Source organism: Streptomyces sp. NPDC008079 (assembly GCF_042957385.1).
GTDB lineage: Bacteria > Actinomycetota > Actinomycetes > Streptomycetales > Streptomycetaceae > Actinacidiphila.
Map to the genome: position 1 here is coordinate 424658 of NZ_JBIBIC010000003.1, position 23600 is coordinate 448257.

The window sequence follows — 23600 nt, forward strand, 5'->3', positions numbered from 1 at the left end:
GAGGGCGGCGCCGTCGGGTTCGACAAGGCGGCGTCCGTCGTCGGGGAGCCGGTGGCGGACTCCGGCCCGGCCCCCGCGGGGGACGCGTATCTGTCGGTACGTGACCTGCGGATCCACTTCGACACCGACGACGGCCTGGTGAAGTCGGTCGACGGCCTCAGCTTCGACCTCCAGCGCGGCCGTACGCTCGGCATCGTCGGCGAGTCCGGCTCGGGCAAGTCCGTGACGTCGCTGGGCATCATGGGCCTGCACCGCACCTCGCGGGCCCGGATATCCGGCGAGGTCTGGCTGGACGGCGAGGAGTTGGTCGCCGCCGACCCGGACCACGTACGGCGGCTGCGCGGGCGCAAGATGGCGATGATCTTCCAGGACCCGCTCTCCGCGATGCACCCCTATTACACGGTCGGCGCGCAGATCGTCGAGGCGTACCGGGTGCACCAGAAGGTGTCGCGGAAGGTCGCGGCCGAGCGGGCCGTGGAGATGCTGGACCGGGTCGGCATCCCGGAGCCCCGGAAGCGCTTCTCGGACTACCCGCACCAGTTCTCCGGTGGTATGCGGCAGCGCGCGATGATCGCCATGTCGCTGGTCAACAACCCCGAGTTGCTGATCGCCGACGAGCCGACGACCGCGCTCGACGTGACCGTGCAGGCGCAGATCCTGGACCTGATCCGGGACCTGCAAAAGGAGTTCGGCTCCGCGGTCATCATGATCACCCACGACCTCGGAGTGGTCGCCGAGGTCGCCGACGACCTGCTGGTGATGTACGCGGGCCGGGCCGTGGAGCGCGGCACCGCCGAGACGCTGTTCACCGCGCCCCGACACCCGTACACCTGGGGCCTGTTGGGCTCCATGCCGCGTCTCGACCGGGAGCGCCTGGAGCGGCTCAACCCGGTCAAGGGCACCCCGCCCAGCCTGATCAACGTGCCGTCCGGCTGCGCCTTCCACCCGCGCTGCCCGTACGCGGCGCTGACCGGCGGCGCCGCGGAGACGGACGTGCCGGAACTGCGCGAGGTGGGCCCCGGCCACATGGCCGCCTGCCACCTCGGCGAGGCCGACCGCCTCCGGATCTGGACCGAAGAGATCGAACCGAAGCTGTGAAGGGTCAGGAAGAACCCGTGGCCGAGAACCCCTCGCCGGACGAGCCGCCGCAGGACGCGTCCTCGTCGGACGGCACACAGTCGGACGGCACGCCCCCGGACAACGCCGCTGCGGACGACGCGCCCTCGGACAACGCCGCGCCGGACGGCGGCACTTCGTCGGGCAGGCCCTCGCTCGACAAGAGCGTCCCGCTGCCGCGGCAGCGCGGCGGCGAGCCGCTGCTCAAGGTGACCGGTCTGGTCAAGCACTTCCCGATCACCAAGGGCCTGCTGCGCCGCCAGGTCGGCGCCGTACAGGCCGTGGACGGCATCGACTTCGAGGTCGCGGCGGGCGAAACGCTCGGCGTGGTCGGCGAGTCGGGCTGCGGCAAGTCGACGATGGGACGGCTGATCACCCGGCTGCTCGAACCGACCGGCGGCACGATCGAGTTCCAGGGCCGGGACATCACGCACCTGAGCACCGGGGCGATGCGTCCGATGCGGCGCGACGTCCAGATGATCTTCCAGGACCCCTTCTCCTCGTTGAACCCGCGGCACACCATCGGCACGATCGTCGGCGCCCCGTACAAGCTCCAGAAGGTCGCGACCGAGCACGGTGTGAAGCGCGAAGTGCAGAATCTGCTGGAGTTGGTCGGGCTCAGCCCCGAGCACTACAACCGCTACCCGCACGAGTTCTCCGGCGGTCAGCGGCAGCGGATCGGCATCGCGCGGGCGCTCGCCCTCAAGCCGAAGCTGGTCGTCGCCGACGAGCCGGTCTCGGCGCTGGACGTGTCCATCCAGGCCCAGGTGGTGAACCTGCTGGACGACCTCCAGTCGGAGCTGGGCCTGACGTATGTGATCATCGCCCACGACCTGTCGGTGATCCGCCATGTCTCGGACCGGATCGCGGTGATGTACCTCGGCAAGGTGGTGGAGATCGCGGACCGGGAGGCGCTGTACAGCGCGCCCTTCCACCCGTACACCACCGCCCTGATGTCGGCGGTGCCGGTGCCCGACCCGCGGCGGCGCACGCAGCGCAAGCGCATCCTGCTCACCGGTGACGTGCCGTCGCCGATCTCGCCGCCGAGCGGCTGCCGCTTCCACACCCGGTGCTGGAAGGCGACGGAGGTGTGCAAGACGCAGGAGCCGCCGCTGGCGCCGCTGGCGACCGGCCACCAAGTGGCGTGCCACCACCCGGAGAACCAGCCGGACAACCAGCAGGACAGCGCGGCTGTCACGCCGTAGGCAGTCGTGACGGGGCGGGCCGTGCGGTCGCTGCTTTGTGGCCGTACGGCCGGCGCCGCCGGTCCGGCGCCGGTTCGTACGGTGGGCCTCGCGGTTCGTACGGCGGGCCGTAGTACAACATCGGCATGGCCACGGATCTGTTCACGCCCACCGTCCAGCACACGCTCGACGTCGTCGGGATCTTCGTCTTCGCGATCTCCGGCGCGCTGGCGGCGGTCCGCAGGAACTACGACGTGTTCGGCATGGCGGTGCTCGCCGAGGTCACGGCGCTCGGCGGCGGGGTCTTCCGCGATCTGGTCATCGGCGCGGTGCCGCCCGCCGCCTTCACCGACGTCGGCTACTTCTCGACGCCGCTGGTCGCCACCGCGCTGGTCTTCTTCCTGCACCCCGAGGTCGAGCGGATCACCGCCACGATGAACGTCTTCGACGCGGCCGGGCTCGGGCTGTTCTGCGTGAGCGGCACGATCAAGGCGCACACGTACGGGCTCGGGCTCACCCCGTCCGTCGCGCTCGGCCTCGCCACGGCGGCGGGCGGCGGCGTCCTGCGCGACCTGCTGGCGAACGAGGTGCCGTCGCTGCTGCGCTGGGACCGCGATCTGTACGCCGTCCCTGCCCTGGTCGGCGCGAGTACGGTCGCGCTGCTGATCCACTTCGACGTGCTGGGCGGTGTGACCGCGGGGCTCGCGGCGCTGGTCGCCTTCGTCCTGCGGCTGCTGGCGCTGCGGTTCCACTGGCGGGCGCCGCGGGCGTGGCACCGCAGGAGCGCGGCGGCGGAGGGGGAGTAGCGGACTCCGTCCGGGCCGGGCCGTGCGTGTGCCGGTCGTACGGACGCGGACCGTGCGTACGCGGGCCGCGCGTGTGCCGGGCCGTGCGTATGAACGGCGGGGTCGCGCGGCCGGTCGCCGCGGCGGGAACCCGCCAGCGCTGGACACGGAGTCTCTACCGCTGGGTAACATCGGGGCATGGCACATGCGACAGCCCGCGCGACCCTCGGCGACAGCGAATTCGACCGCGACACGACGGTGACGGCGCGGCCGGGCGAGCCCGGCACGTACGACATCGACCTGTCACCGGGCTGGACCATCGCCGCGGCCGTCAACGGCGGGTATCTGCTCGCCGTCGTCGCCCGCGCCCTGCGCGACGCGCTGCCGCACGACGACCCCTTCACCATCACCGCCCACTACCTGACCGCCTCAGGCCCCGGCCCCGCCGTGATCAGGACCGAGACGGTACGGGCGGGCCGGACCCTCTCCAGCGGGCAGGCGTCGCTCTACCAGACCGACGAGCAGGGCCGCGAGGTCGAGCGGATGCGGGTCATCGCCGCGTACGGCGACCTGGGCGCGCTGCCCGACGACGTACGCACCACCGCGCCCGAGCCGTCGATGCCGGAGTACGCGGACTGCGTCGGCCCCGAGGACGCCCCCGAGGGCGGCGCGCCGCTGCCCGGCTCCAGCGCCCTCCTCGACCGCATCGCGCTCCGGCTCGATCCGGCCACTGCGGGCTGGGCCGTCGGCGCGCCCTCGGGGCGCGGTGACATGCGCGGCTGGTTCGGCCTGGCCGACGGCCGCGACCACGACGTCCTCTCGCTCCTCCTGGCCGTGGACGCCCTGCCCCCCACCGCCTTCGACCTCGGCCTCAAGGGCTGGGTCCCCACCCTCGAACTCACCGTCCACCTCCGCGCCCGCCCGGCCCCCGGCCCCCTCCGCATCGCCCTCACCACCCACAATCTCGCCGGCGGCCTCCTCGAAGAGGACGCCGAAGTCTGGGACACCGCCAACCGCCTCGTGGCCCAGTCCCGCCAACTCGCCCGCGCCCCCCGCCCCTGACCCCCCTCCCGCCACGGTCGGCCACCACGCCGGTGCCGTTGGCCATACGGTGAGGCGCCGGGTCCCACCCGGAGAGGGGGCATGGAGCGGTGAGGACACACCTGTTTCCCGCCCGATTCGGGGTGGGGGCGAGGGGCGGGGAGGGGGCGGACGCGGGTGGGGGTCGGAAGGTTGCTCCGGCGAACGTAGAATCGGGGCACCATGGCCTACTTCGACCACGCCGCCACCACGCCCATGCTCCCGGAGGCGGTCCAGGCGATGACCGCCCACCTCACGGTGACCGGGAACGCGTCCGCACTGCATGCCGCCGGGCGGCAGGCCCGGCGGACCGTCGAGGAGTCACGGGAAGCGCTCGCCGCGGCACTTGGCGCGCGCCCCAGCGAGATCGTCTTCACCGGCGGTGGCACCGAGTCGGACAACCTGGCGGTGAAGGGCCTGTTCTGGGCGCGCAGGGACGCCGACCCGCGCAGGGTCCGCGTACTGGCCAGCCCGGTCGAGCACCACGCGGTGCTGGACGCCGTCCACTGGCTCGCGGAGCACGAGGGCGCCGTCGTCGAGTGGCTGGACGTCGACGGCTACGGCCGGGTCCACCCCGAGACCCTGCGCGCCGCGATCGAGCGTGACCCCGACGACGTGGCCCTGATCACCGTGATGTGGGCGAACAACGAGGTCGGTACGGTGCTGCCGGTCGCCGAACTGGCCGAGGTGGCACGGGAGTTCGGCATTCCGATGCACTCCGACGCCGTGCAGGCGTTCGGCCAGGCCGAGGTGGACTTCACCGCGAGCGGCCTCGACGCGATGACGGTGACCGGCCACAAGGTCGGCGGCCCGTACGGCGTCGGCGCGCTCGTGCTGCGGCGCGAGGACACCCCCGTACCGCTGCTGCACGGCGGCGGCCAGGAGCGCAGCCGCTCCGGCACCCTCGACGTACCGGCCATCGCCGCCTTCGCGACCGCAGGCACCCTCGCCGCCGAGCGCCGCACCGCCTTCACCCGCGACATCGGCGCCCTGCGCGACACCCTCGTCCGCGACGTGCTGGCCACCGTGCCCGACGCCATTCTCAACGGCGACCCCGACCCCGCGGGCCGCCTCCCCGGCAACGCCCACTTCACCTTCCCCGGCTGCGAGGGCGACGCCCTCCTCCTGCTCCTCGACGCCCAGGGCATCGCCTGCTCCACCGGTTCCGCCTGCACCGCGGGCGTCGCCCAGCCCAGCCACGTCCTGCTCGCCATGCACCAGCCCCCCACCCACGCCCGCGCCACCCTGCGCTTCTCCCTGGGCCACACCACCACCCCCGCCGAGATCGCCACCCTCACCGCCGCCATCGGCCCGGCCGTCGAACGCGCCAGGGCCGCGGGCCAGACCTGAGGGCCGGGCCGGGAGGCCGTTACTCTGGGGGAGTGAATGACTTCCCTGACGCCGATCGCAAGAAGCTGCGCGTACTGGCCGCGATGAGCGGCGGTGTGGACTCCGCCGTGGCGGCGGCGCGCGCCGCCGAGGCGGGGCACGACGTGACCGGCGTGCACCTGGCCCTGTCGGCGAATCCGCAGAGCTTCAGGACGGGCGCGCGGGGCTGCTGCACGGTGGAGGACTCGCGGGACGCGCGGCGGGCGGCCGACGTGATCGGCATCCCGTTCTACGTGTGGGACCTCGCGGAGCGCTTCCGGGAGGACGTGGTCGAGGACTTCGTCGCGGAGTACGCGGCGGGCCGGACGCCGAATCCCTGCCTGCGCTGCAACGAGAAGATCAAATTCGCCGCGCTGCTGGACAAGGCGCTGGCGCTGGGCTTCGACGCGGTCTGCACCGGGCACTACGCGACCGTGCTGGTCAAGGACGACGGCACGCGCGAGCTGCACCGGGCGAGCGACGCGGCCAAGGACCAGTCGTACGTGCTCGGCGTCCTGGACGAGCGGCAGCTCGCGCACGCGATGTTCCCGCTGGGGGACACCCTGACCACCAAGGACGAGATCCGCGCGGAGGCCGAGCGGCGCGGGCTCGCGGTGGCGCGCAAGCCCGACAGCCACGACATCTGCTTCATCGCGGACGGCGACACCCAGGGCTTCCTGGCCAAGCGCCTCGGCACCGCGGAGGGCGCGATCGTGGACGAGGACGGCGCGCGGGTCGGCACGCACACGGGCGCCTACGGCTTCACCATCGGCCAGCGAAAGGGCCTGCGGATCGGCGTCCCCGCGGACGACGGCAAGCCGCGCTACGTCCTGGACATCTCGCCGGTCGACAACACCGTGACGGTCGGCCCCCTCGACGCTCTCGACGTGACATCGCTCACCGCGATCAAGCCGCGCTGGTGCGGCACCCCGCCGGCCGGCCCCGCCGCGTACACCGCGCAACTGCGGGCGCACGGCGAGGACGTACCGGTGACGGCGGAGCTGGTGGACGGCGAGCTGCGGGTCGGCTTCGGCGCGCCGGTGCGCGGCATCGCGCCGGGCCAGGCCGTCGTGCTGTACGACGGCACGCGCGTCGTCGGCTCGGCGACGATCGCCACGACGGACCGGGCGGGTTCGGCCGCGGACCGGGCCACCGGCGACCGGACGGACCCGCGGCCGGAACGGACCGCCGCCGTGAACGCCGATCAGGCCGCAGGAGCGCGCGCGGGCGCCGATACCGTGACCGTATGAACATCTGTGTCTTCCTCTCTGCCGCCGATCTCGACGAGCGGTATACGGCCCCTGCGCGTGAATTCGCCGAGCTGATCGGGCGCGGCGGCCACACCCTGGTCTGGGGCGGCTCGGACGTCGGCCTGATGAAGGTCGTCGCGGACGGCGTCCAGGAGAGCGGCGGCCGGCTGGTCGGGGTGTCGGTGGAATTCCTCCGGTCCAAGGCGCGGGAGAACGCGGACGAGATGGTGACCGCGGTCGACCTCGCCGAGCGCAAGGCGGAACTGCTGCGGCGCGCGGACGCGATCGTCATCATGGTCGGCGGCACCGGCACGCTGGACGAGGCCACCGAGATCCTGGAGCTGAAGAAGCACGGGCTGCACGCCAAGCCCGTCGTGCTGCTCAACAGCGCCGGTTTCTACGACGGGCTCAGGGAACAACTGCACCGGATGGACGCGGAGGGCTTCCTGCCGCTCCCGCTGGCCGATCTGGTGGCCTTCGCCGACACCGGCGAAGAGGCCATGACCTACCTGACGGAGAACGTGTGAGCATCCACCTGGTCACCGGAGCCGGCTCCGGCATCGGCGCCGCGGTCGCGCGCGGGCTGCTGGAGCGCGGCGACGAACTGTGGCTGCTGGCCAGGGACGCGGGCCGGGCCAAGGCGCTGGCCGCCGCCTTCCCCGGCGCGCGGACCCTGGTCGGCGACCTCGCCGAGCCGTCCCGGCTGTCCTGGGCGCTCGGCCACCAGTCGCCGCCCGACCGGCTGGACTCGCTGCTGCACATCGCGGGCGTGGTCGAACTGGGCGACATCGGCGACCTCACCCCGAAGGTGTGGAACGAGACGCTCGCGGTCAACCTCGTCGGCCCCGCCGAGCTGACCCGGCTCTTCCTGCCCCAACTGCGGCTCTCCCGCGGCCATGTGGTCTTCGTCAACTCCGGCGCCGGACTCGACGCGCACGCGCAGTGGGGCCCGTACGCGGCCAGCAAGCACGGCCTCAAGGCCCTCGCGGACGCCCTGCGCCGCGAGGAGCACGCCAACGGCCTGCGCGTCACCTCCGTCTTCCCCGGCCGCACCGCCACGCCCATGCAGGCCAAGGTGCACCAGCAGGAGGGCAAGCAGTACGACGCCGAGCGCTGGATCGCGCCCGAGTCGGTCGCCACCACGGTCCTCACCGCGATCGATCTGCCCCGGGACGCGGAGATCACCGACCTGACGGTCCGACCGGGCCGGTAACGCCTCGGGCGCGCCTGGCGGCAGCGGTGTGCCGCCTCCGGCACGGCTGACGGCGACGGCTGACGGTGACGGCTGACGGCGACGGCGGGGTGCGGGCTGTGGCGGGTGGCGTGCGCCGCGCGTGAGGCAGCCCGGCGCCCGGTCGTACGTCGGCCCCGGACCGTCGCGTCGCGTCTCGGCGGCCGGGGGCGCGTCACGTTTCGGGCGGGCGGCCCCCCGCCCCGCCGGTTTCGCTGGGCTTCCCGCAGGGGGGCGGTCGCCCAACCGTGTACTTATGCCGGTCGATTGCTCCGGCGCAGCCGATATCCGACCGCTTTCGTCACTTCCGCACCTTAAGGTCATCCGCGCCCCACCCCGATCCGAGGGAGCGGACCGACCATGGCCTCTGCCACCGCAGTACCCCGGCCGAGCAGCGCCGGGCGGGACGTACGGACCCGCGCCGAGGCCGCCCTGCGGCTCGCCGCCCCCGCGCTGCTCGGCTACGGCGCCGCCCGCGCCCTCGGCATCGTCCTGCTCTGCTACTTCGCCGAGCGGCGCGGCCGTTCACCCGGCACGGTGCTGTACGGGTCCTGGGACTCGCGCTGGTACCAGGACGTGGTCGAGCACGGCTACGACCGTACGGTCACCGGAGTGCCCAACGCCTGGCACGGCTGGAGCAACCTCGCGTTCTTCCCGCTGTACCCGGCGCTCTGCCGCGTCGCGGACGCGGTCCTGCCGGTCGGCGACGCCAAGGCGTCCTGGCTGGTCTCGCTGACCGCCTCGATGGCCGCGGCCTGGCTGATCTTCCTGGTCGGCAACCGCCTCCACCGGCGGCGTACCGGCGTCATCCTCGCGGTGCTGTGGGGCTGCCTGCCGCACGCGCTGGTCGAGAGCATGGCGTACACCGAGTCGCTGTTCACCGCGCTCTGCGCCGCCGCCCTCTACGCCACGCTGGCCAAACGCTGGGTGTGGGCCGGGACGTTCGCCGCGCTGGCCGGACTCACCCGGCCCACCGGCGTCGCCATCGCCGCGGCCGTCGGCCTCACCGCCGGGCTCGCCGCGGTCCGGGCACTGCGGCAGCCGCGCGAGGGACCCTGGTGGGGGCCGGTCTGGCGGCCCGCGCTCGGCATGCTGCTCGCGCCCGCCGGATGGCTGGCCTTCGTCGTCTGGGTGGGCGTGCGCGTGCACCGCGCCGACGGCTACTTCGCCGTCCAGGAAGCCTGGGGCAACCGCTTCAGCAAGGGCGGCTACCTGCTGCGGCGCTTCCGCTGGGTCTTCCTCGGCCCGCGCGGCAGCGACGTACCCGTCGCCTTCGTCGTCGTCACCCTCGTCGTCGTGGCCTGCTTCGCGCTCTTCGCCTTCAGCCTCGTCCAGCGCCAGCCGCTGCCGCTGCTGCTCTTCAGCGGCGCGCTCCTCGCCGTCCTCACCCTCGGCGCGGGCGTCTACATCGCCCGCGCCCGCTTCCTGCTCCCCGGCTTCCCCCTGCTGATCCCGCTGGCCCGCGTCCTCGCCCGCACCCACCCGCGCACCATCGCCTGCACCCTCTCCTTCGCCGCCGTCGCCTCCGCGATCTACGGAGTCCACCTGTCGCTGGTGTGGAACGGCCCGCCGTAGGGAGGGCGACCGCCAGGAGAGGACGACCGCCGGAGGAGAGGACGACCGCCGCGAGGGAAAGCGACCGGCCGCGGAGCGCATACGCTTTCGGACGTGAGTACCCAGACTGACTTCTCCCTGCCCGCGGGCACCGCGACCGGTGTCGGGTCCATGCCGGGCGGCGACGCCCGGGAGGCGGCGCGGGTGGCCGTGGAGGCCACGGCGGGCATGGCCTTCCTGCCCGAGCTGCCCGGCCGGGGCCCCGGCGCCGACATGATCGGCCGGACCCTCGGCATGCTCGTGGACCTCTACGCCCGCGTGGAGCCCAGCGGCTGGCGCTTCGGCGACCGGCCGGGACGGGACTCGAAGCGGGCCACGTCCTGGCTCGGCGAGGACCTGGACGCGCTGGAGGAGTTCACCCAGGGCTACGAAGGGCCGCTCAAGATCCAGGCGGTCGGCCCGTGGACGCTGGCCGCCGGGGTCGAGACCCGCAACGGCGAGGCCGCGCTGCGCGACCACGGGGCCGTACGCGACCTGGCGGGATCGCTCGCCGAGGGCCTGCGGCTGCACGTCGAGGAGGCGCGGCGCCGGGTCCCCGGCGCCCAGATCGTGCTCCAGCTCGACGAGCCGTCGCTCACCTCCGTGCTGCACGGCAGGATCAGGACGGCCAGCGGTTACCAGACCTACCGCGCGGTGGACCGCGCCGTCATCGAGTCGACGCTGCGCGACCTGATCGCGGCGGTCGGCGCACCGGCCGTCGTCCACTCCTGCGCCCCCGAGGTGCCCTTCGCGCTGCTGCGGCGCGCCGGGGTCGTCGGCATCTCCTTCGACTTCGACCTGCTCACCGAGCGTGACTGGGACGACTTCGGGGAGGCCGCGGAAGGCGGCACCGCGCTCTTCGCCGGTGTCGTCGCCGGCAAGGATGCCCCATTGTCGGACCCTGGCGGTAGCGTCAGTGGTGTTCGGGCGCTGTGGCGCAGGCTGGGGCTGGCGCCGGGGGCATTGGGCTCCTCGGTCGCGGTCACCCCTTCCTGCGGTCTGGCGGGGGCCTCTCCGGCCTATGCCCGTGCCGCCCTGGTGCACTGCGCGAAGGCGGCGCGATCGCTCGTCGACAACCCTGAGTGAGGGAAGGGACAGTTTCGTGGCAGCCGTGGACGACGACGCAAGCCGGGGCGAGGCGAGCGCGGCGGAGATCCCCGCCGAGGCACGCGAGGAGCACGCACGCCTCGCCGAGCAGATCGAGGAGCACCGCTTCCGCTACTACGTCAACGACGCGCCCGTCGTCAGCGACGCCGAATTCGACACGCTGCTGCGCCGACTCGAAGCGGTCGAGGAGGAGCACCCGGGCCTGCGCACCCCCGACTCGCCGACCCAGAAGGTCGCGGGCGCGTACGAGACGGAGTTCACCTCCGTCCAGCACCGCGAGCGGATGCTGTCGCTCGACAACGCCTTCGCGCCGGAGGAGCTGGCCACCTGGGCCGAGCGCGTCGCCGCGGAGCTGGGCCCGCCGGACAACACGCACAGCCCGTACCACTTCCTGTGCGAGCTGAAGGTCGACGGCCTCGCGGTCAATCTGACGTACGAACAGGGCCGCCTCACCCGCGCCGCCACGCGCGGCGACGGCAGGACCGGCGAGGACATCACGCCCAACGTACGGACGATCGCCGACATCCCCGACCGGCTCGCGGGCGACCGCGTGCCCGAACTGGTGGAGATCCGCGGCGAGGTGTACTTCCCCGGCGAGAAGTTCGAGGAGCTGAACGAGCGGCTGGTCGAGGCGGGCGACAAGCCCTTCGCCAACCCGCGCAACGCGGCGGCCGGTTCACTGCGGCAGAAGGACCCGCGGATCACCGCGAGCCGCCCGCTGCGCATGGTGGTGCACGGCATCGGCGCCCGCCAGGGCTTCGACATCGACTGCCAGTCGCACGCGTACGAGCTGCTGCGCGAGTGGGGCCTGCCGACCGCCCGCTACAACAAGGTGGTCGACTCGCTCGCCGAGGTCTCCGACGTCATCGCCTACTACGGCGAGCACCGGCACGACGTCGAGCACGAGATCGACGGCGTCGTGGTCAAGGTGGACGAGATCCCGCTCCAGGGACGGCTCGGCTCCACCTCGCGGGCGCCGCGCTGGGCGATCGCCTGGAAGTACCCGCCCGAGGAGGTCAACACCAAGCTGGTGGACATCCGCGTCGGCGTCGGCCGCACCGGGCGCGTGACGCCGTACGCGGTCGTCGAGCCGGTGACGGTGGCGGGCTCCGAGGTCGAGTTCGCGACGCTGCACAACCAGGACGTGGTGAAGAAGAAGGGCGTCCTGATCGGCGACACCGTCGTGCTGCGCAAGGCGGGCGACGTCATCCCGGAGATCCTCGGGCCGGTCGCGGACCTGCGGGACGGCAGCGAGCGGGAGTTCGTGATGCCCGCCGAGTGCCCGGACTGCGGCACCGCCCTCCAGCCCATGAAGGAAGGGGACATCGACCTGCGGTGCCCCAACGCCCGCTACTGCCCTGCCCAGTTGCGCGAGCGGATCTACTACCTCGCGGGCCGCAAGTGCCTCGACATCGAGAACTTCGGATACGTCGCCGCGACCGCTCTGACGCAGCCGCTGGAGCCTTCCGAGCCGCCGCTGAAGGACGAGGGCGACCTGTTCGGCCTGGAGATCGAGGAGCTGCTGCCGATCCGCTCCTACGTACTCGACCAGGACACCGGCCTGCCCAAGCGGGACGCGGACAGCGGCGACGAGAAGATCGTCACCTTCTTCGCCAACCAGAAGGGCGAGCCGAAGAAGAACGCGCTGGCGATGCTGGAGCACATCGCCGCGGCCAAGGAGCGCCCGCTGGCCCGCATCCTCACCGGTCTGTCGATCCGTCATGTCGGCCCGGTGGCCGCCGAGGCGCTGGCCCGCGAATTCCGCGACCTGGACCGGATCAAGGACGCCGCAGAGGAGGAACTGGCCGCGGTCGACGGCGTCGGCCCGACCATCGCCGCGTCGGTGAAGCAGTGGTTCGCCGAGGACTGGCACCTGGAGATCATCGAGAAGTGGCGGGCCGCGGGCGTCAAGTTCACCGAGGAGGGCTCGGACGAGGGACCGCGTCCCCTCGAAGGACTCACCGTCGTCGTGACCGGAACACTGGCCGGACACACCCGGGACGGCGCCAAGGAGGCCCTGGTCAGCCGCGGTGCGAAGGTCACCGGCTCGGTCTCCAAGAAGACGAGTTTCGTCGTCGTCGGCGACAACCCCGGTTCCAAGTACGACAAGGCGCTCCAGGTGAAGGTGCCGGTGCTGGACGAGCCGGGCTTCGCCGTCCTGCTCGAACAGGGGGCCGAAGCCGCCAGAGCCGTGGCGGTGAATCCGCCGGAGGCGGCGGAAACGGAGGAAGGTGCCGCGGACAAGCCGGTGGCCGAAGACGCGGAAGCGGCGGACGCCGACGGCACAGAAACGGCCGCCGAATCCGGCTGAATGGCCCTGGGATGTCACCCGTTCGGCCTATATCAGAATACGGCGATCGCCCAGGTCGCATTCCGGGAACCCCTGCCGATCGGTGCCCGAGGTGGCGTGTCGCGGCCTACTGTTGAGAAGCGCGCCCGCCGGGCATGAACCTTCCAGCGGCCTCAGCGGGTCCCACCGCGGGCACCGGCGCGGTGGACCTGCTTGCCACACCAGGCTGCGAGAGGGACGGGCATGGAAACGACGGAGGGCGTCGTAGCGGCGCCGCTGCCCAGCAGCCAGGCCGCGACACCGCTCCCGTGCGCGACCCGGCCGTCGATCCGGATAGGGGTGCCGGCGGTGGCCGGTGCCGCGCTCGTCGCGGGCGTCGTCCGCATGGTCGTCAGCGGCCACGCGCTCTTCCCCGGCGGCACCATCGGCTGGGCCCTGGCCGTACTCACCGGCATCGTTGTCGGCCACCTGGTCGCGATGGGCCGCGACCGCTGGTGGGGCGGCACCGGATCCGGCGCCGCCCTCACCCTCGCCATGCTCCTGCTCTACGGCTGGGTGCCCGCCGTCCTCGTCAGCCTCGCCGTGGTCGTCCTGGTCGGGGCCGCCCGCAGGCACCGCTGGCGGGAGGCCGCCCTGCACGGCGCCATCGACATCCTCGGCATCGGCGCGGGCGCGCTCGCCCTCTACTGCTTCGGCGACCACCCCTCCGTCGAGGGCCCCTGGCGGCCCGCCGCCTGGACGCTGTCCGCCGCCCCGGCCATCCTCGTCACCGCGTTGGCCTATCTGACCGCGACCCGGCTGCTGCTGTGGCTCGCGTTCGCCCCGCGCGGCGGCGGCCTGCCCACGGTCGCGCGCACCGCGCTCATCCGGCAGGGCATGGTCGGCGTCGCCCTGCTCGGCATCTCCCCGCTGATCCTGGTCGTCGCCTGCGACATGCCCGTCCTGCTGCCGCTGTTCTCCGTCCCGCTGATCGCGCTGGACTCCACCTTGTGGATCGCGCACGCCCGCGCCGAGGAACAGCTCCGCGACCCGCTCACCGGCCTGCCGAACCGTCAATGGCTCCTGGAACGCGTCCGGTCGGCGCTCGACATCGCCCAGGGACGCGGCGAGCGCAGCGCCCTGATCCTCATCGACCTCGACAAATTCCGCTCGGTCAACGACACGCTCGGGCACCTCGCGGGCGACCGGCTGCTCCTCCAGGTCGCCGACCGGCTGCGGCTCGCGCTGCCGCGCGGCGCCGAGGCCGCCCGGCTCGGCGGCGACGAATTCGCCGTCCTGCTGCCCATCTGCGACTCGCCGACCCGTGCCCAGCGCGTCGCCCGCGCGCTGGCGCTGGCGCTCGGCTCCCCGATCAGCCTGGACGGCCTGACCCTGGTGCTGGAGGCCAGCGCCGGGGTCGCCGTCTTCCCCGACCACGCGGTGGACGCCGAAGGGCTGCTGCGCCGCGCGGACGTCGCGATGTACCAGGCCAAGCTGGACCGCAGCGGCGTCGAGGTCTACGAGGCCAAGCGCGACGGCAACACCCCCGACCGGCTCGGCCTGCTCGGCGACCTGCGCCGCGCCCTGGACGCCGGGGACGTCCAGCTCCACTACCAGCCCAAGGTCCGCTTCGACGGCCAGGTCGCCGGACTCGAAGCGCTGGTGCGGTGGGAACACCCGGAGCGCGGCCGGGTGAACCCCGAAGAGTTCATCACGATGGCCGAGACGTCCGGGCTCATGCCGCAGCTCACCGAGTACGTCCTCGACACCGCCCTCGCGCAGGTCGCCCGCTGGCGCCGGATGGGCCTCGAAGTCCCCGTCGCCGTCAACGTCTCGCCCCGCGACGTCCACAGCCCCGGCTTCGCGGGCGCCGTCGCCGCCCGCCTCGCCCGGCACCAGGTCCCGCCGGGCTCGCTCCAGTTGGAGATCACCGAGCACGTCCTGCTCGAAGACCCGCAGCGCGCCGCCGACACCCTCAACGGGCTCACCGGACACGGCGTCAAGATGTCCCTCGACGACTTCGGCACCGGCTACTCCTCCCTGGTCCACCTGCGACGGCTCCCCGTCAGCGAACTCAAGATCGACCGCTCCTTCGTCGCCCGCCTGGTCATCGACAACGAGGACGCCGAGATCGTGCGCTGCACCATCGACCTCGCCCACTCCCTCGGCCTCCTCGTCGTCGCCGAGGGCGTCGAGGACGACGAGACCTGGGAACGCCTTCGTGACCTGCGGTGCGACGCCGTCCAGGGGTGGCTCGTCGCCGCCGCCATGCCTCCCGACGAAGCCACGGCGTGGCTGCGCGCCCGCGGTGAACGAGGGTGGCAGCGGCCTGTCGCCGCGCTGGCGGCGACGCCCGAGCCCGAGCCCGAGCATTCGGCTCTGCCGGAGATCCGCCGACCCTGACGCGCCCACGGGCACGGCCCTTGTGCGTCCACTTGCGCAGGTGGGTACGCCCCTGAAAAGCAGGGCCCCGCGTCAGCGCACCGTACCGGGGCCGCGCCCCTGAAAAGATCGGGTTGCCGCGTGCGGGAGGGAAATGGGGTCTGGGGGCGTGCCCCCGGGCCCGTAGGATGAGGGGTCCACCGACATCTCACCCCGCAGAGGATCGCAATCGCATGCCTGGCATCACGCGCGAGGAGGTCGCCCACCTCGGCAAGCTGGCACGGCTGGAACTGTCCGCCGACGAGCTGGACCACTTCGCCGGACAGCTCGACGACATCATCGGCGCGGTAGCCCGCGTGTCCGAGGTGGCCGGCGAGGACGTACCGCCGACCTCGCACCCGCTGCCCCTGACCAACGTCATGCGCCCGGACGACGTCCGGCCGTCGCTGACCCCGGAGCAGGCCCTGTCGGGCGCCCCGGCGCAGGAGCAGCAGCGCTTCAAGGTGCCGCAGATCCTGGGGGAGGACTAAGACCATGACGGACATCATCAGGCTGACCGCCGCTCAGACGGCGGAGAAGATCGCGTCCGGCGAACTGACCGCGGTCGAGGTCACCGAGGCGCACCTGGCCAGGATCGAGGCCGTCGACGAGAAGGTGCACGCCTTCCTGCACGTCGACCGCGAGGGCGCGCTCAAGCAGGCCCGCGCCGTGGACGCCAAGCGCGCGGCGGGCGAGCCGCTCGGCCCGCTGGCGGGTGTGCCGCTGGCGATGAAGGACATCTTCACCACCGAGGGCGTGCCCACCACCGTGGGCTCGAAGATCCTCGAAGGGTGGATCCCGCCGTACGACGCGACCGTCACGAAGCGGCTGAAGGCCGCCGACGTGGTGATCCTCGGCAAGACCAACATGGACGAGTTCGCGATGGGCTCCTCGACGGAGAACAGCGCGTACGGCCCGACCGGCAACCCGTGGGACCTGACCCGTATCCCCGGCGGCTCCGGCGGCGGTTCGGCCGCGGCGCTCGCCTCGTACCAGGCCCCGCTGGCCATCGGCACCGACACCGGCGGCTCCATCAGGCAGCCCGCCGCGGTGACCGCGACGGTCGGCGTGAAGCCCACCTACGGCGGCGTCTCGCGGTACGGCATGGTCGCCTTCTCGTCCTCGCTCGACCAGGGCGGCCCCTGCGCCCGTACGGTGCTGGACGCCGCGCTGCTGCACGAGGTGATGGCCGGGCACGACCCGCTCGACTCCACCTCCGTCGACGCGCCGGTGCCGCCGGTCGTCGAGGCCGCGCGCAACGGCGGCGTGGCGGGCCTGCGGGTCGGCGTCGTCAAGGAGTTCGGCGGCGAGGGCTACCAGGCCGGTGTCGTCCAGCGGTTCAACGAGTCGGTGGAGCTGCTGCGCGACCTGGGCGCCGAGATCGTGGAGATCTCCTGCCCGTCGTTCACGTACGCGCTCGCCGCGTACTACCTGATCGCGCCGTCGGAGTGCTCCAGCAACCTGGCCCGCTTCGACGCCATGCGCTACGGCCTGCGGGTCGGCGACGACGGCACGAAGTCGGCCGAGGAGGTCACCGCGCTGACCCGTGACGCGGGCTTCGGCCCCGAGGTCAAGCGCCGCATCATGCTCGGCACGTACGCGCTCAGCTCCGGCTACTACGACGCGTACTACGGCTCGGCGCAGAAGGTCCGCACGCTGATCACGCGGGACTTCGAGAAGGCATTCGAGAGCGTCGACGTGATCGTCTCGCCGACGACGCCGACCACCGCCTTCCCGATCGGCGAGCGCGCCGACGACCCGATGGCGATGTACCTCGCGGACCTGTGCACCATCCCCGCGAACCTCGCGGGCAACGCGGCGATGTCGCTGCCCTGCGGACTGGCCCCCGAGGACGGGCTGCCGGTGGGACTCCAGATCATCGCACCCGCACTCAAGGACGACCGGCTCTACCGGGTCGGCGCCGCCGTCGAGGCCGCCTTCGTGAAGAAGTGGGGCCACCCCTTGCTAGAGGAGGCACCCCAGCTATGAGCACCGTGAAGAAGAAGGGCAAGCCGGGCACGTACCTGGCCATCGGCAGCACGCTCTTCGCGGCCTTCAGCAACATCAAGAAGGTCCGCACCGCCCGCGGCGAGCAGGACACCCTCCAGTTGGTCGACGGCCTGATCCGGGTGGCCGCGGTGGCCACCGGCGTCGCCCTGCTCATCCGCGAGCTGCGCCAGGCGAACGACGACGACATCCTGACCGGCTGACCGGACGGACTGAGAAGGTAGAGGGAACTGTGACCGTCACGGAGCTGCTGTCCTACGAGGACGCGCTGGCGTCGTACGACCCGGTGATGGGCCTCGAGGTCCATGTCGAGCTGGGCACCAGGACCAAGATGTTCTGCGGCTGCTCGACCGAACTGGGCGCCGACCCCAACTCGCAGACCTGCCCGACCTGTCTTGGCCTGCCCGGCGCGCTGCCGGTGGTCAACGCGGTCGGCGTGGAGTCCGCGATCAAGATCGGCCTCGCGCTCAACTGCGACATCGCGCAGTGGTGCCGCTTCGCCCGGAAGAACTACTTCTACCCGGACATGCCGAAGAACTTCCAGACCTCGCAGTACGACGAGCCGATCGCGTACAACGGCTATCTGGACGTCCAGTTGGAGGACGGCGAGGTCTTCCGGGTGCAGATCGAACGCGCCCACATGGAGGAGGACACCGGCAAGTCGCTGCACGTCGGCGGCGCCACCGGGCGGATCCACGGCGCCTCGCACTCGCTGCTGGACTACAACCGCGCGGGCATCCCGCTGATCGAGATCGTCACCAAGCCGATCGAGGGAGCGGGCGCGCGCGCCCCCGAGGTCGCCAAGGCGTACGTCGCCGAGCTGCGCGAGCTGATCAAGGCGCTGGGCGTGTCCGAGGCCCGGATGGAGCAGGGCCAGATGCGCTGCGACGTCAACTTGTCGCTGCGCCCGCACGGGCGGGAGAAGTTCGGCACCCGCAGCGAGACCAAGAACGTCAACTCGCTGCGCAGTGTGGAGCGGGCGGCCCGCTTCGAGATCCAGCGGCACGCGGCGGTGCTGTCCTCCGGCGGCACGATCCTCCAGGAGACCCGGCACTTCCACGAGGAGGACGGGTCGACGACCTCCGGCCGGATCAAGGAGGAGGCCGAGGACTACCGGTACTTCCCCGAGCCCGACCTGGTGCCGGTCGCCCCGGCCCGTGACTGGGTCGAGGAGCTGCGCGCCGGCCTGCCCGAGCTGCCGCGGCTGCGCCGCAAGCGGCTCCAGGAGAGCTGGGGCATCGCCGACCACGAGATGCAGTCGGTGCTCAACGCGGGCGCGCTCGACCTGATCCTCGCCACCATCGACGAGGGCGCGGACGCGGCGTCGGCCCGTAAGTGGTGGATGGGCGAGCTGGCCCGGCACGCCAACGAGTCCGGCACCGAGCTGGCCGATGTGCCGATCACCCCGGCGCAGGTGGCCAGGGTCGCGGCGCTGGTCTCGGCGGGCGACCTCAACGACAAGCTGGCCCGCCAGGTCATCGAGGGCGTTCTCGCGGGCGAGGGCGACCCCGACCAGGTGGTCGACAAGCGCGGCCTGAAGGTCGTGTCCGACGACGGCGCCCTGGGCGCGGCCGTGGACGAGGCCATCGCGGCCAACGCGGCGATCGCGGACAAGATCCGTGGCGGCAACCTGGCCGCGGCGGGCGCGCTGATCGGCGCCGTCATGAAGCTCACGCGCGGGCAGGCGGACGCGAAGCGGGTCCGTGAGCTGGTGCTGGAGAAGCTGGGCGTGCAGGGCTGAGGCCAGGCCGCCCGCGCGTGCCGGACGGTTATACGAGGGCGGTTCCCGGTGGCGGGGGCCGCCCTCGGCCGTGGGCGGCTCACGTCGCCGTGGGCGGCCTCGGCCGTGCCCGGCGACGTGAGTCGGCCGGGATGTGGACAGTGGATCTCACAGGTTGAGGCGGGCACTCTCAGACGGCTCTCAGTCCGCTCTCAGAAAGCATCCCTACGGTGCGGACCATGGAGACCACCAAGCCCCCCACAGTGACCGACGCCGAGACCGAGAGCGGGATTGAGAGCGGGACCGAGACCGAGACCGGGACCAAGAGCGGGACCGAGACCGAGACCGAGACCGCGTCCGCGCGGGAGAAGCCCGGCACCCCCGCCGCGGAGACCGCGGCCGACCTCGAAGTCGTGGACGAGACCGACTACGAGGTGATCGGCGACGGAGCCGACGCCGAGGAGGAGGACGACGCCCTCGCCGCGGAGCCCGCGGCGCCGTCCGCCGCCTCCGCCATCGTGACCGGCGCCGCCGCCGTCGCGGGCGCCGCGCTCGCGCTGTCCTCGCTCACCGGCACCTGGCTCAGCAACGTCGTCTCCCAGCGGCAGGGCCTGATCGGCCAGATCAAGACGTCCAGCGGCACCGCCAAGCAGCAGATCGCCGCCGGATACGGCACGCCCTGGCACGCGATCGCCCTGGTCAACGGCATCTTCGCGGTCGTCGCGCTGATCGTCTGCGGCGGAGTGCTGCTGCACCCGGCCTCCCGGGCCCGCGCCGCCCGCGGCCACTGGAGCCAGGCGCTGGCCTGGGGCGGTGTCGTCCTGGCCTTCATCGGCCTGCTCATCGCGGGCGCCATGTGGTTCGACGTGTTCGCCGACCTCCCTACGGTCCCCGCGTCCTGACCCCCGCGCGGTGAGCGTCTAAGGCACCCGCACCCAGTACGGGGCGGCCGTCTAAGGCCCCCTGGGGCCGAGAGTTGCGGCAACTGCCCGATGTGGCGGGACCCCCTTGGAGACGAAGCTTGTGGCAGCGGAACAAGCACATCATCCAAGGGGAGAGACCGATGTTCGCTTACGAACTCCAGCAGGCCCGCCGTGACGACCTCCAGCACCGCGCCGACGCCTGGCGGCTGGCCCGGGACGCCAAGGCCGCCCGCGACGCCGCCCGCAGGAACCGCAGGACCACCAGGACCGCCGCCCGCACCGGCACCGAGGCGGACTCGGCCGCGGAGGCCCCCGCCTCCCCGCGCCCGTCCCGCGGCCGAGCCCGCCACCAAGCCGCATGACTGCGCCGCACCCGGCGCCGGCCCGGACCACCGCGACCGCGCCGCCGGGTGCGCGGGCGCAGGGGCCGCCCCCGGCGGGCGGCCCCTCTCCCGCGCCCGGCGGCAGGGACGGGCAAGGCGCCGCCCGGGTAATCGGTGTCGGGGGAAGGCGTGGGCGTGCGATGCTCGGCAGCGTGCAGACGCAGTCGCTGAGTCCCGAGTTCATTGGCCGTGACGCCGAGCTGGCGAAGCTCGGCGCCGCGCTGGCCGCCGCGGCGGCGGGGGAGCCGCAGGCGGTGCTGATCGGCGGGGAGGCGGGGGTCGGCAAGACCCGGCTGACCGAGGAATTCGTGGCCGCCGCGCGGGCGGCCGGCGCGGTCACCGCGGTCGGCGGCTGCGTGGAGATCGGCGCGGACGGACTGCCGTTCGCCCCGATCTCGACGGCGCTGCGCGCCCTGTACCGGGCGCTCGGCGCCGAGCTGACGGCCGCCGCGGCCGGGCAGGAGGCCGAGCTGGCCCGACTGCTGCCCGAGCTGGCCGAATCCGGCGGCGGCCTGCCGCGCGACCCGCACGACGAGGACGGCCGGGTCCGCCTCTTCGAGCTCACCGCCCGCCTGCTGGAACGGCTCGGCGCCGACCGTACGCTCGTCGTCGTCCTGGAGGACCTGCACTGGGCCGACCGCTCCACCCGCGAGCTGCTGGCGTATCTCTTCCGCTCCCTCCAGCGCGCCCGCGTGCTGATCGCGGGCACCTACCGCGCCGACGACATCCACCGCAGGCACCCGCTGCGGCCCTTCCTCGCCGAGACCGACCGGCTGCGGACCGTCAAGCGCATCGAGCTGCCCCGCTTCAGCCGCGCCGAAGTGCGCCGTCAGCTCGCGTCGATCCTCGCCGCGGAGCCCGCGGACGCCGTCGTGGACGAGGTCTTCACCCGCTCGGACGGCAACCCCTTCTTCGTCGAGGAGCTGGCGTGCAGCATCACCCGCGGCTGCGCCACCGGCATCAGCGAATCCCTCCGCGACCTGCTGCTGGTCCGCGTCGAGGCGCTGTCCGACGACGCCCAGCGGGTGGCGAAATTCGTCGCGGAAGGCGGCAGCACGGTGGAGTACCGGCTGCTCGAAGCCATCACGGGACTGGACGAGGACGCCCTGCTGGACGCGCTGCGCACCGCCGTGGGCGCCAACATCCTGCTGCCCTCCGACAGCGGTGAGGGCTACCGCTTCCGGCACTCCCTGGTCCGCGAGGCCGTCGGCGACGACCTGCTGCCCGGCGAGCGCAGCCGGATCAACCGGCGGTACGCGCGGGCCGTCGAGGCCGACCCGACGCTCGTCCGCGCCGACGAGCGGGCCGCGCGGCTCGCCAGTTACTGGTACGCCGCCCACGACCCGGCCAAGGCGCTGCCCGCCGTCCTGCGCGCCTCCGTCGAGGCCAGGCGGCGGCACGCGTACGCCGAGCAGTACCGGCTGCTGGAACGCGCGCTCGAACTGTGGGACGACGCCCCCGAGGAGACCCGCGCCGAGCTGCGGCCCGCCGACTACGCGGAGGCGTACCCGGCGTGCGGCTGCCACCCCGACACCCCGCTGAGCCTGCTCGACCTGCTCGCCGAGGTCACCGTCGCCGCCCGGCTCGGCGGCGAGCGGGAACGCGCGCACGCGATGGCCAAGCGGGCACTGCGGCTGATGGACCGCGACGACAGCGGCGACGACCCGCTGCGCGCCGCCTGGTTCTGGGCGCAGCGCTCCCGTGTCACCGAGGCGCTGGGCCGCGGCGACGGCTGGGACGAGCTGTCGCGCGCCCGCGAACTGGTCCGCGGCCAGCCGCCGTCCGCCGCGCACGCCGAGGTCCTCACGATGATCGCGAGCTGGATCATGGTGCACAAATCCGGCGCCGAGGGCGTCGACATCGGGCGCCGCGCCGTCGAGTACGCCCGGCAGGCCGGCGCCCGCGACACCGAACTGCACGCCCGCGTCACCCTCGGCCTGCTCCAGGCCGACGGCGGTGACATCGACGGCGGCATCGCGGAGGTCGAGGAGGTACGGCGGCTGCTCAGCGGCGACCACGCGGTGCCCGGCGCCATCGCCCGCACCTACGGCAATCTGTCCTCCGTCCTGGAGGGCGCGGGCCGCTCCCGCGAGGCCGTCGCCGTCGCCCGCGAGGGCCAGCGGCTGATCGGCGCGCGCGTCTCGCTCGGCATCCGCTCGTGGCTGCTCACCAACGAGGGCGAGTCGCTGATCTCGCTCGGCCGGTACGCGGAGGCCGCCGTCGCCCTCGCCGAGGCGCTGCGGTACGCCGACGGCTCGTATCCGCGCGCGGGCATCGAGATGCACCACGGATTCCTCGCCCTGCTGCTCGGCGACACCGAGGCCGCCGTCCGTTACCAGGCCGCCGCCCGGGCCGGTCTCCTCCACGACACGCAGCCGCAGCACCTCATCCCGAGCCGCACCCTGGCGCTCCAACTGGCCTCGGCCCAGGGCCGGTTCGACGACGCGCGCCGCGAACTCCTCGGCGCGATCGACAGCGGCTTCGCCACCGGGACCACCCGCTTCGCCTGGCCCCTGCTCGCCGCGGGAGCCGCCGCCGAGGCCGACGGCGCCGCCGAACCGCGCGTCCTGGAACGTATCCGCGCCGCCGCCCGCGAGCTGTCCCGGCCGACGCCGCTCGCCGAGGCGTACGCCCTGGTGGTCGACGCCGAACTGGCCCGCGCCGAAGGCCGTACGGAGCCCGACCTGTGGGCCGCCGCCGCGCTCGCCTTCGCCCGCCAGGAACGGCCGTACGAACTGGCCGCCGTACGCCACCGGCACGCCGAGGCGCTGCTGGCCGCGGGGCCCGAGGGCCGTGAGGAGGCCGGGTGCCTGCTCGCGCAGGCGTACGCGACGGCGGACGCCTTCGCCGCGCGCCCCCTGCGCGACCGGATCACCCGACTGGCCCAGCGCGGTCGCCTGCCCCTGGACAGCCCCGCGCCCCCCGCCGCGGACCCCGTCGAATCCCTCGGGCTCACCGCCCGTGAACGCGACGTGCTCCGCCTCGTCGCGGACGGCCTCACCAACCGTCAGGTCGCCGAAGTCCTGTTCATCTCACCCAAGACGGCGAGCGTCCACGTCTCCAACATCCTCGCCAAGCTCTCGCTGTCCACCCGCGGTGAGGCCGCCGCGCTGGCCCACCGGCTGAATCTCTTCGCCCCGGCGGCGTCCTGACGCCGCCCGCG

General features: G+C 73.1%; 19 protein-coding genes. All 19 read left to right on the forward strand.

The annotated features are described in order from the left end of the window. Positions 1 to 51: 51 nt before the first annotated feature. The 19 genes from ACFZAM_RS11165 (at position 52) to ACFZAM_RS11255 (ending at position 23589) form a co-directional block, all read left to right on the forward strand. The gene (locus ACFZAM_RS11165; protein ID WP_355348166.1) at positions 52 to 1098 is read left to right on the forward strand and encodes an ABC transporter ATP-binding protein; all 1047 of its coding nucleotides are present in this window, start codon (positions 52 to 54) and stop codon (positions 1096 to 1098) included. A 191-nt stretch (positions 1099 to 1289) separates the two neighbouring features. Beyond that, entirely contained in the window at positions 1290 to 2321 is a 1032-nt protein-coding gene (locus tag ACFZAM_RS11170) for a dipeptide ABC transporter ATP-binding protein (protein WP_391044839.1), read from the forward strand. 125 nt (positions 2322 to 2446) lie between these two features. Then, positions 2447 to 3106, forward strand: a complete 660-nt coding sequence (locus ACFZAM_RS11175; RefSeq protein WP_355348059.1) for a trimeric intracellular cation channel family protein — start codon at positions 2447 to 2449, stop codon at positions 3104 to 3106. A 177-nt stretch (positions 3107 to 3283) separates the two neighbouring features. After that, positions 3284 to 4147: an acyl-CoA thioesterase domain-containing protein gene (locus tag ACFZAM_RS11180; RefSeq protein WP_391044741.1), complete on the forward strand. Its 864-nt coding sequence runs from the start codon at positions 3284 to 3286 to the stop codon at positions 4145 to 4147. A 201-nt stretch (positions 4148 to 4348) separates the two neighbouring features. Continuing rightward, a complete protein-coding gene (locus tag ACFZAM_RS11185; RefSeq protein ID WP_391044742.1) occupies positions 4349 to 5515 on the forward strand; it encodes an aminotransferase class V-fold PLP-dependent enzyme in 1167 nt (388 codons plus the stop codon). 83 nt (positions 5516 to 5598) lie between these two features. Continuing rightward, positions 5599 to 6783, forward strand: a complete 1185-nt coding sequence (mnmA, locus tag ACFZAM_RS11190; protein ID WP_391044842.1) for a tRNA 2-thiouridine(34) synthase MnmA — start codon at positions 5599 to 5601, stop codon at positions 6781 to 6783. After that, entirely contained in the window at positions 6780 to 7310 is a 531-nt protein-coding gene (locus ACFZAM_RS11195; protein WP_355348068.1) for a TIGR00730 family Rossman fold protein, read from the forward strand. The genes mnmA and ACFZAM_RS11195 overlap by 4 nt, the downstream gene beginning before the upstream one ends. Further along, the gene (locus tag ACFZAM_RS11200) at positions 7307 to 7996 is read left to right on the forward strand and encodes an SDR family oxidoreductase (RefSeq protein ID WP_355348071.1); all 690 of its coding nucleotides are present in this window, start codon (positions 7307 to 7309) and stop codon (positions 7994 to 7996) included. The genes ACFZAM_RS11195 and ACFZAM_RS11200 overlap by 4 nt, the downstream gene beginning before the upstream one ends. A gap of 378 nt (positions 7997 to 8374) precedes the next feature. Continuing rightward, on the forward strand, positions 8375 to 9589 hold the full coding sequence (locus tag ACFZAM_RS11205; RefSeq protein ID WP_391044745.1) for a hypothetical protein: 1215 nt from the start codon (positions 8375 to 8377) through the stop codon (positions 9587 to 9589). Positions 9590 to 9682: 93 nt separating this feature from the next. Continuing rightward, on the forward strand, positions 9683 to 10693 hold the full coding sequence (locus ACFZAM_RS11210; protein ID WP_391044747.1) for a methionine synthase: 1011 nt from the start codon (positions 9683 to 9685) through the stop codon (positions 10691 to 10693). A 25-nt stretch (positions 10694 to 10718) separates the two neighbouring features. After that, the gene (ligA, locus tag ACFZAM_RS11215; protein WP_355348080.1) at positions 10719 to 13025 is read left to right on the forward strand and encodes an NAD-dependent DNA ligase LigA; all 2307 of its coding nucleotides are present in this window, start codon (positions 10719 to 10721) and stop codon (positions 13023 to 13025) included. Between the two features lie 222 nt (positions 13026 to 13247). Then, positions 13248 to 15386: a bifunctional diguanylate cyclase/phosphodiesterase gene (locus tag ACFZAM_RS11220; RefSeq protein ID WP_355348083.1), complete on the forward strand. Its 2139-nt coding sequence runs from the start codon at positions 13248 to 13250 to the stop codon at positions 15384 to 15386. Positions 15387 to 15598: 212 nt separating this feature from the next. Then, on the forward strand, positions 15599 to 15895 hold the full coding sequence (gatC, locus tag ACFZAM_RS11225; RefSeq protein ID WP_355348086.1) for an Asp-tRNA(Asn)/Glu-tRNA(Gln) amidotransferase subunit GatC: 297 nt from the start codon (positions 15599 to 15601) through the stop codon (positions 15893 to 15895). Positions 15896 to 15899: 4 nt separating this feature from the next. Continuing rightward, a complete protein-coding gene (gene gatA, locus ACFZAM_RS11230) occupies positions 15900 to 17393 on the forward strand; it encodes an Asp-tRNA(Asn)/Glu-tRNA(Gln) amidotransferase subunit GatA (RefSeq protein ID WP_355348089.1) in 1494 nt (497 codons plus the stop codon). After that, the gene (locus ACFZAM_RS11235; protein ID WP_355348092.1) at positions 17390 to 17614 is read left to right on the forward strand and encodes a hypothetical protein; all 225 of its coding nucleotides are present in this window, start codon (positions 17390 to 17392) and stop codon (positions 17612 to 17614) included. Before gatA ends, ACFZAM_RS11235 begins: the two co-directional genes overlap by 4 nt. A gap of 29 nt (positions 17615 to 17643) precedes the next feature. Beyond that, entirely contained in the window at positions 17644 to 19152 is a 1509-nt protein-coding gene (gene gatB / locus ACFZAM_RS11240) for an Asp-tRNA(Asn)/Glu-tRNA(Gln) amidotransferase subunit GatB (protein WP_391044753.1), read from the forward strand. Between the two features lie 218 nt (positions 19153 to 19370). After that, positions 19371 to 20033 carry a hypothetical protein gene (locus ACFZAM_RS11245; RefSeq protein WP_391044756.1) on the forward strand — a complete coding sequence of 221 codons (663 nt, stop codon included), beginning with the start codon at positions 19371 to 19373 and terminating at the stop codon, positions 20031 to 20033. Between the two features lie 161 nt (positions 20034 to 20194). Then, on the forward strand, positions 20195 to 20416 hold the full coding sequence (locus ACFZAM_RS11250; RefSeq protein WP_355348101.1) for a hypothetical protein: 222 nt from the start codon (positions 20195 to 20197) through the stop codon (positions 20414 to 20416). A 161-nt stretch (positions 20417 to 20577) separates the two neighbouring features. Further along, positions 20578 to 23589, forward strand: a complete 3012-nt coding sequence (locus ACFZAM_RS11255) for an AAA family ATPase (RefSeq protein ID WP_391044758.1) — start codon at positions 20578 to 20580, stop codon at positions 23587 to 23589. The last annotated feature ends 11 nt before the right edge of the window (positions 23590 to 23600 follow it).